The sequence below is a fragment of the Chryseobacterium sp. genome, assembly GCF_045629545.1.
In the GTDB taxonomy this organism is placed as follows: domain Bacteria; phylum Bacteroidota; class Bacteroidia; order Flavobacteriales; family Weeksellaceae; genus Chryseobacterium.
The window spans coordinates 1-8704 of record NZ_JAZQRK010000004.1; the positions used below are offsets into that span (position 1 = coordinate 1).

General features: G+C 34.2%; 5 protein-coding genes. All 5 read right to left on the minus strand.

From position 1 onward, the window contains the following. Positions 1-51 precede the first annotated feature (51 nt). Complete coding sequence (gene htpG / locus ACKI42_RS00845; protein ID WP_407401472.1) at positions 52-1944, minus strand: molecular chaperone HtpG; 1893 nt, start codon at positions 1942-1944, stop codon at positions 52-54. 725 nt (positions 1945-2669) lie between these two features. Next, positions 2670-3674, minus strand: a complete 1005-nt coding sequence (gene recA, locus ACKI42_RS00850) for a recombinase RecA (protein ID WP_407401474.1) — start codon at positions 3672-3674, stop codon at positions 2670-2672. Between the two features lie 315 nt (positions 3675-3989). After that, a complete protein-coding gene (locus ACKI42_RS00855) occupies positions 3990-5204 on the minus strand; it encodes an oxygenase MpaB family protein (RefSeq protein WP_407401476.1) in 1215 nt (404 codons plus the stop codon). Positions 5205-5305: 101 nt separating this feature from the next. Continuing rightward, positions 5306-6538 carry a hypothetical protein gene (locus ACKI42_RS00860; RefSeq protein ID WP_407401478.1) on the minus strand — a complete coding sequence of 411 codons (1233 nt, stop codon included), beginning with the start codon at positions 6536-6538 and terminating at the stop codon, positions 5306-5308. Further along, positions 6522-8588 carry a DUF2339 domain-containing protein gene (locus ACKI42_RS00865; RefSeq protein WP_407401480.1) on the minus strand — a complete coding sequence of 689 codons (2067 nt, stop codon included), beginning with the start codon at positions 8586-8588 and terminating at the stop codon, positions 6522-6524. The genes ACKI42_RS00860 and ACKI42_RS00865 overlap by 17 nt, the downstream gene beginning before the upstream one ends. Between the last annotated feature and the right edge of the window lie 116 nt (positions 8589-8704).

Consider the following 8704-nt stretch of genomic DNA (forward strand, 5'->3'; position numbering starts at 1 on the left):
GCGGCACCAAAGGTTCCTCCGAAACATTTAATTATCATTTAAATAAAAAAATTATTTACCCAACTGGCTGTAATTTCTTTGTAAGAAATCTGTCAGTTCTTTTCCTTTCAATAAGTTTTGAGATAATTTGGCTAAGTCTAAAGCTTGTTTTACCAATGAAGATTTTTCTTCAGCATTTTCAGTTTTTAGTACTTTTGCTGCAAAGTCAGAATTAGAGTTCACTACCAAATTATACATTTCAGGGAAACCTCCCATACCGAACATTCCACCTCCGCCGCCAGTAGCTTGCATATCTTTCATACGACGCATAAATTCAGGTTGAGTGATAATGAAAGGCGCATCTGTACTGTCTAAATCTTCTAGTTGTACAGAGAATTTTTTATCATTTACGGCTCCTTCAATATCTGTTTTCAACGTTTCCTTTTCAGCATCGTTCAATTTAGAAATTGCAGGTTCATCTTTTTTAATCAAATTATTAATGTGATCTGCATCTACTCTTACAAAAGAAATTTTCTCTTTAGAAGATTCCAATTTTTGGATAAGGTGAGGGACAATAGGAGAGTCTAGAAGCAATACTTCATAGCCTTTATCTTTAGCTGCTTGTATGTAAGAGTGTTGCTCGTCTGCATTGGTAGCATACAAGATGACCCAATTTCCGTCTTTATCTGTTTGTGAAGCTTTTGTTTTTTCTTCCAATTCATTCCACAAGAAGTATTTTCCGTCTGTAGTTGGATAAAGCGTAAATTTATCAGATTTCTCAGCAAATTTATCTTCAGAAATAATTCCGTATTCAATTACGATTTTTATGTCATTCCATTTTTTCTCGAAATCAGCACGGTTTTCATTAATCAAAGAAGCCATTTTATCAGCAACTTTTTTCGTGATGTAAGAAGAAATTTTCTTCACTGCGCCGTCTGCTTGTAGGTAAGAACGAGAAACATTCAATGGAATATCGGGAGAATCTATTACACCTTTTAGCAACATCAAGAAGTCGGGTACAATACCTTTTACTTCATCTGTTACGTACACTTGGTTTTGGTACAATTGTATTTTATCCTTTTCGATATTCATATTGTTCGCCAATTTTGGGAAGAACAATACTCCTGTAAGGTTGAAAGGATAATCTACATTCAGGTGAATATGGAATAATGGCTCCTCAAATTGCATTGGATACAATTCGTGGTAGAAAGTGGTATAATCCTCAGGAGAAAGTTCGCTTGGCGCTTTTGTCCATGCTGGTGTAGGATTGTTGATAATGTTGTCTACTTCCACCGTTTCTGCTACTGCATCTTCTGCCGCTCCTTCTGGTAAAGGTAAAGTTTCAGTTTTTGTCCCGAATTTAATAGGAACTGGCATAAACTTGTTGTACTTCGCCAAAAGTTCTCTGATCTTGCTTTCTTCCAAAAATTCTGTAGAATCTTCAGCTACGTGCAATACGATTTCAGTTCCTCTTTCAGTTTTTTCTGCGGGTTCTAGAGTAAACTCTGGGCTACCATCACAGATCCAACGTACTGCTGGCTCATCCTTATAAGATTTGGTAATAATTTCTACTTTCTCAGCCACCATAAATGCAGAATAGAAACCAAGACCGAAATGTCCAATAATTCCAGAATCTTTTGCGCTGTCTTTATATTTATCCAAAAACTCTTCCGCACCCGAAAAAGCAACTTGGTTGATGTATTTTTCTACTTCCTCACCCGTCATTCCAAGACCTTGGTCTGTAATGGTGATGGTTTTATTATCTTTATCTATTTGTACTTCAATCTTCGGATTTCCGTATTCTACTTGCGCCTCACCAATACTTGTAAGGTGCTTCAACTTCAAGGTTGCATCCGTTGCATTAGAAATCAGCTCGCGCAAAAATATTTCGTGGTCACTGTAAAGAAACTTTTTGATTAACGGAAAAATATTTTCCACCGATACATTAATACTTCCTTTTGTCATAACTATTTTGTTTTTTTATTTGCTATACAAATCTCAAATAAAATACCATTTCTTACAATGTGACAGATTGTCTTTTTTCTTCGGGCAATTCCCTCGCAGCCGCCTATCAGCAGATTTCCCATACTTGTCCTTGCTCGGGTCGGGCTATCCCCTACAATTCCTCAAGCCTTAGCAGTATCCATGGCTTTTTCCGGGATTTTCGTTTCTATCCCTATTGCAGAAATAGACTTTATTCATTGAGAATAGAACCTAGTATACTAATAGGTGCAAGTACAAAATAGGGCTAAGAATAGAGAAAATGTAGCGAAAGTGGAAATTTGCGTTGAGTAGGAGAGATTATCTACTTTATTCTCTTCTGCTGAATATCCCATTTTTATTTTTTTCCAATATCCAAATCAGGATTTTCTCCGTTAGAAAGTTATTTCTCAATCGTTACATAATTTTTATCTTTAAACTGTACAACAGTGAAACTTATAGTTTAATCACCATTAGTTATAGTATTATATGGTACTCAGTTGAATTATAATGATCGTAAAAAAATTTGAGATTGTATAGGTTCTATCAAAATTCCAAAGTAGATAAAATATTATATCATATTTTTGAAATTGTGGAACAAAAATCTGATGCTATCTTATCGTTTATTTACAAAAAAAACTTCTTATCCCTTAAAGATAAGAAGTTTTATTATTTTCACAAAAGACAATAATTGCTTGCTGAGAGGGAAATTATTTTTTTATTTTAATTTCCTCTTTTATTTTGTTTTCCAATTCTTCTGCAAGCTCAGGGTTATCTTTCAATAGATCTCTTACAGCATCTCTACCTTGTCCTAGTTTGGTGTCTCCGTAGCTAAACCAAGATCCACTTTTCTTCACGATATTCATTTCTACCGCTTGGTCTAAGATTTCACCTGTTTTAGATACACCTTCACCATACATAATATCAAATTCTGCCATCTTGAAAGGTGGAGCTACTTTGTTTTTCACAATTTTCACTTTTACACGACTTCCTACGGCTTCATCTCCATTTTTTATAGGTGCAGAAGCTTTTCTGATGTCTATCCTTACCGAAGCATAAAACTTCAAGGCATTTCCACCAGTTGTTGTTTCTGGATTCCCGAACATTACCCCAATTTTCTCTCTCAATTGGTTAATGAAAATTACTGTACAATTGGTTCTATTGATAGTCGCTGTAAGCTTTCTTAATGCCTGAGACATTAGTCTTGCGTGTAGACCCATCTTAGAATCTCCCATTTCACCTTCAATCTCTGCTTTTGGTGTAAGAGCAGCAACAGAATCTATTACTACGATATCCACAGCACCAGAACGGATCAGGTTGTCAGCAATTTCCAAACCTTGCTCCCCGTTGTCAGGTTGAGAAATGATAAGGTTTTCTAGGTCTATACCTAGCTTTGCAGCATAACCTCTATCGAAGGCATGCTCAGCATCAATAAATGCTGCAATACCACCTGCTTTTTGTGCTTCTGCAATAGCGTGTAGCGTAAGGGTAGTTTTACCAGAAGATTCTGGCCCGTAGATTTCAATTACTCTTCCTCTTGGATAACCACCAACGCCTAAGGCAATGTCTAGTCCTAATGATCCAGAAGGAATCACTTCTATTGTGTGATCCACGGATGCATCTCCTAAGGTCATTACTGTGCCTTTACCATAGGTTTTATCCATCTTTTCAAGCACCAAAGCAAGTGCTTTTTTCTTATCTTCTAAATTGCTCATTTGTATTAATTATTTATCAAAAATAAGCAATTTTAATATCAAAAACCAATATTATTGATAGTATAAATAAGATTTTTGCGTTAAATAAAACATAAAATAGAGTACTTCATTCAGTGTCATTTTACTGCTTAATTTAAAGGCATTTTTGTGTTCTAAAGAATTAACCAAGTAGCGAATTTATTGTGTCATAGATAACATCAATTATATTATTCGGTACTAGCTCAGATTGTAGAGTATATCCTTTTGCTTTTCTTTGACGTAAGGAAAAGCAAAAGATAGCAGTGGAAAGCTGGAAATAGCTTTTTGAAAATTATATTAATGAAAATTCGAATTTTGGGTAATCTTCAAATAATCATCCAACACTTTCATTTGGTCTTTGTTGCCTTTTTTTATTCTATTTTCACGGCTTACGGTGTTATCATAAATTTTATTGATGAATTTTTTTGCATACGGAAATGCATTCCTGAACGGAACTTTTGGCAAGTGCAATCTCTTGCAAACCTCATCATCCAACAAAAACCAAGTGCAGCAAATATGGAGATATCTCAGATTTTTTCTTTGAAATTGGTATTTCAAAATCGGATTTTCTAATGACTCGTTGAGCAGAGAATGCGCCAACAATCTAGATCCATCATCAGACGGCGGTTGGATAGAAGTCCAAAGGTAGAAGTTTTCTGTAGCTTGCTTTTTGTTGTCGGGAAGAAGCTCTTCTGGGATGCCGAGGAGATAACCCACATATTTCCATAGATGAAAAAGACCTTTTTCTTCAGCTTCAGAAAAAGTATTCCCAAATTTGTGCAAACTGTGCATGAAAACCAAGCTGAAACCAACATAGGTCGCCATCATATCCCAAGAATTGATGGGTTCTCCCCAATTTTCTGTATCCCAATTTTTGTAATGTTTTTTGATGGAAAGGCGAGCGTAAGAGTGGATAAGTCTTGTTTTTATGGCGAATTCGTAGCCTTTTTTGTGGATTTCTAGCGCATCATAACGCGTGACGTTTACCCAAAAATCTAGCGTTTCTGAAAGTCTTTTTACTGCTCCTTTTTTAAGAGCCTCTGTTACTATAAGAGGTTTGCTAAGGTAAGCATAGTCGTATCCGCCGATAAGACAATAATCTCTAAGGGAAATCAGAGAATCTAGATTACTTCTCATGCACAATTCGGCGCCACTTTTTATCAAATCGTAATCTAGCCAATCTGGAATTTTTTGCGTCTGACGGAAAAGATTTTTTACACTTTCTGGAACGTCATCAATTTCCGAAACTCCATTGCGAATGTAATTTTCTATTTCTCTTGAGGCCTCGCTGTATTTTTTGGTAAAATAAACTTCTTTCACCACTTCATCGCCCAAAGTATCTACATGATAGTAAAAATGGGAAAATTTGTTGAAATTCTCGAAATTCACAACGGCGCCAGAAAAATCTATGAGTTGTTTTCCATTTCCGTATTTCCAAAAATGGGTAAAATGTTCTGACTCTTTATAGCGTGGCTGTACTTGCATATTTTCCATCTCTGTATAAATGTACAAGTTTTAAGCCGAAATAGTGGATTGATATTTTCCAGTGCAGAAGGTAGGGAAACAAAAAACATCTATACTGAGAGATTTCCATCTTATTTGTTTTGAAAAAATTAATTTTCTTTATTCATATCTTTTATCATCATGATGGCAAAATATCCAATAATTGCTACGGCTAGTACGATACAGATCCACATAAATAGAGTGGTTTGCCAGAAAGATTTCTTTTTGTTGTTGGCTTTGTTTGGGTTGTCTTTATCTTCTAAAGATGTAAGATTAGTAACAGATGTTTGAGGATAATTTTTGGAAAATTTGATATCAGATTGTGCCAAATCGTAAGTAGGAGCAGATAATTTAGGATCTATTTTCAAAACGTAATTCTCATTGGCTTTAAGATCTGATAGCAAGCTTATAGGAGTTTGCAATAATCCTATTTTCTTAAATTCTAAAGGTGGATTATCTTGGTTATCGATCTCTATTACAAATTCTTTTGCATACAAATGAGATAAAGCAAACTGATTATTTGTTTTGGAATTGATTTTTAAGTTGGCAATAGATTCTTCATACGTATTTTTTTGTTTGCGCTGAATAATCGTTTTGTTGACCAATATTCTAGCATCTCTCAGATAAAAATTGGGTGATTGTATGGTAAAATATATTCCATCTATCACCTGAGGATTTTTAAAAGAAATAGCAATTCTCGTTTTCTTTGTTGTTTTGTCGGTAGTAATTTTTTGTTGAAAATTTTGTAATTCTACTTTGCTTTCTGCCACCGAAAAACTTTTTTCTAGTCCAATTTCTAAAACATTAATTGGAAGAGAATTTTTATCTATAAAATCGAACTTAATGAATTTGTAATTATTAAGAGGAAAAGAAAAAACTCTGCTTACAGATGTTGAACCTGATTCGCTAAGATCTCTCACCACCTGATTATTCACCAAGCCAAACCATTCTAGCTGATCGTTACTTCCGCTGATGCTGTATTTTTTTTCAACCTCCGTATTACCGATTTTTAGGATAAGATGATCTAAATTGAGTTGGCTTTCATTTGAAAGAATAACTGAAGTAGCCACATTGGGAATTGCATTTTTAGAAATAATTCCGAAAGTTTTGTACTGAGAATTTGTGGTGTTTTGATTGAATACCACATAAGGCACTTCATTATTTTTTGCATCAAATATTCTAATGCTACTCAATTTGTTTTGAGTAGCAGAAAGTGCATCTGGTGACAAAATAATCTGATGAAGACCGTTTTCTGCCACAGTATTTATTTTCGCTTCATGCACTTGTGCCCAAGAAAACTGTAGAGCACAAGTAAGGAATAGGATATTAAATATTTTCTTCATCGTTCGAAGTTTTATTTTCGTCTACTACCAATTTTTTTATTTTTTGGTACACGAAAGAAATAATAAGGATAAGGATTCCTAATAGTATAAATGCAATAATTTTTCCGGTTTCAGATGCGTTTGAAATATCAAATAAGAATAATTTCACAATGGTAATACCCAATAATGATAGCGCAATAATACGCAATTGCTTGTTTTGCTTCTTGATTCCCAAAATCAAAAATACAAATGATAATACACCCCACAAAATTGGATATCCAATCTTAATAATTTGGGTTTTTGCATCGCTAAATCGTTCTTCGATGAAGCTTAATTTCTCATAGCTATAGTCGTCAAATTTCCCTTTGATGGCTGGATATGTTTTATTGATTTCTGCAACATCTATAATATGATTGTTGAAAATTAATCCGTGAATCATCACTTCATTACTCAGGATAATAACAACGCATAAAGCGAATGCCCATAAAGTCCATTTGCCTTTGAGCATCACTGGATAATCCTCGTGTACCTTATTTTTTATAATGACATAAAAGAAATAACCCACACAAGCCAATAAAATGTAATGGATAATAAATGCTGTTTTATCCGTAAGATTAAGATTGAAATTTACAATCATTTCTTTTGGAGAAAGCCCAGATAGAGCAGTGATGTACAGGACAATATTAATCAAAGAAAGACCAATACTGATATAATGTTTCTGACTCGCATTAGATTTTAGTAAGAAATAAATAAGCAGTGCAGAAATTACGAAATGATACATTACGGAATAGGAAAGTGCCGAATGCTCGTTTGCAATATGCATTGCAGATTGAAAACTAATTTCAAACATACCTACCAAATATCCAATAAAGATGGCAACAAAAAGTGCTGCAGATTTGTAAAATTGAGAATTAAAATCTAAGATAAATACTTTAGTATTTTCATGCTCTTTTTTCATTAAAAAATAAGTAAAAACAAGTGATGCTACAGCAACCACTCCTGTAATAAAGATCTTATTGATGAATAGCCCTAAATTGGGATCTGGGTGGATGGAATAGCATTGCATCCAATCCATTATAAGACTTACAAGCATTAACAACTGAACCACAATACCACCCAACTTGAAGGTTGAGATTTTTGATTTTTGAGACAACCAGAAAAGTAAAACCGCTTCGCAAGCCCAGAATAGGGTGATGTAATTTCCATTAAATTGAATTGGAATCGTTAATGTAATAAACGTCAGTGTGAGACCTAATAATAAATATATGGCGTTCTTGTTGATCCCGAATTTTCTGTACAAAATAATAGAGAAAATCAGGTTATAAAGTGCCAAGCAAATCGTGAAAAGACCTTTGTAGTGAGGAGTCCAATCGTCTATTATAGTAATCCCCATTCCGAAATAGAAAAAAGTATTGGCCACCATGATGAAGTAATCTAATTTTGAGAAACTTCCTTTGTTTCTCATATTATTAATCACCGTAGCAATACTGAATATCAAGTAAAATGAAGTGGCAAAAAATAATGCGCCACCACTAGGAAAGGTCTGAGAAGGATATTCTTTCCCAATCCAAGCTGAGTAGAGAATCCAAGTAAAGAGGAATGATAATAGAGTAACGATGCTCCATTTTTTGTAGAATGCAATAATAATCATCCCAATATTCAGAATGATAATATAAGTGAAGAGAATCTGATAATTTCCTTTACCTGTGCTTACCATTAACGGAACTGCAAATCCACCAATTAAAGATAAAATTGCCAATTCTTTTCTGTTGTAAGACACCGAAACAAATGCGCTAAATATGGTAATAACCACCATGATGATAAAAGCTACGGTTTGAGAAAATAGCTTATAATCGTGGAAGGCAATACCAATGGTGAGATAAAAAATACTGATAGCGCCAGCCACAAATACCGAACTAAAAGCGGCATAGTTTTTCCTTAATCTATGAGCCACACCCATTACAATAGCACCTGCCAAAATGCCGATTCCTACTCTCGCAGGCTCGTTGATCCAATCTTTATCTATCGCATATTTTACAAAGAAACTAATAACCTGAGTTCGATTGTAAATTTAGAATAAATAGCTTGTGATAAAAGGCAAAAATTAGTATCTTTAAGTTTCTGACATTTAATGATTTAACTAAGATTTGCCTTATGATTTGTTTTGATAAAATTACGGATATTTAT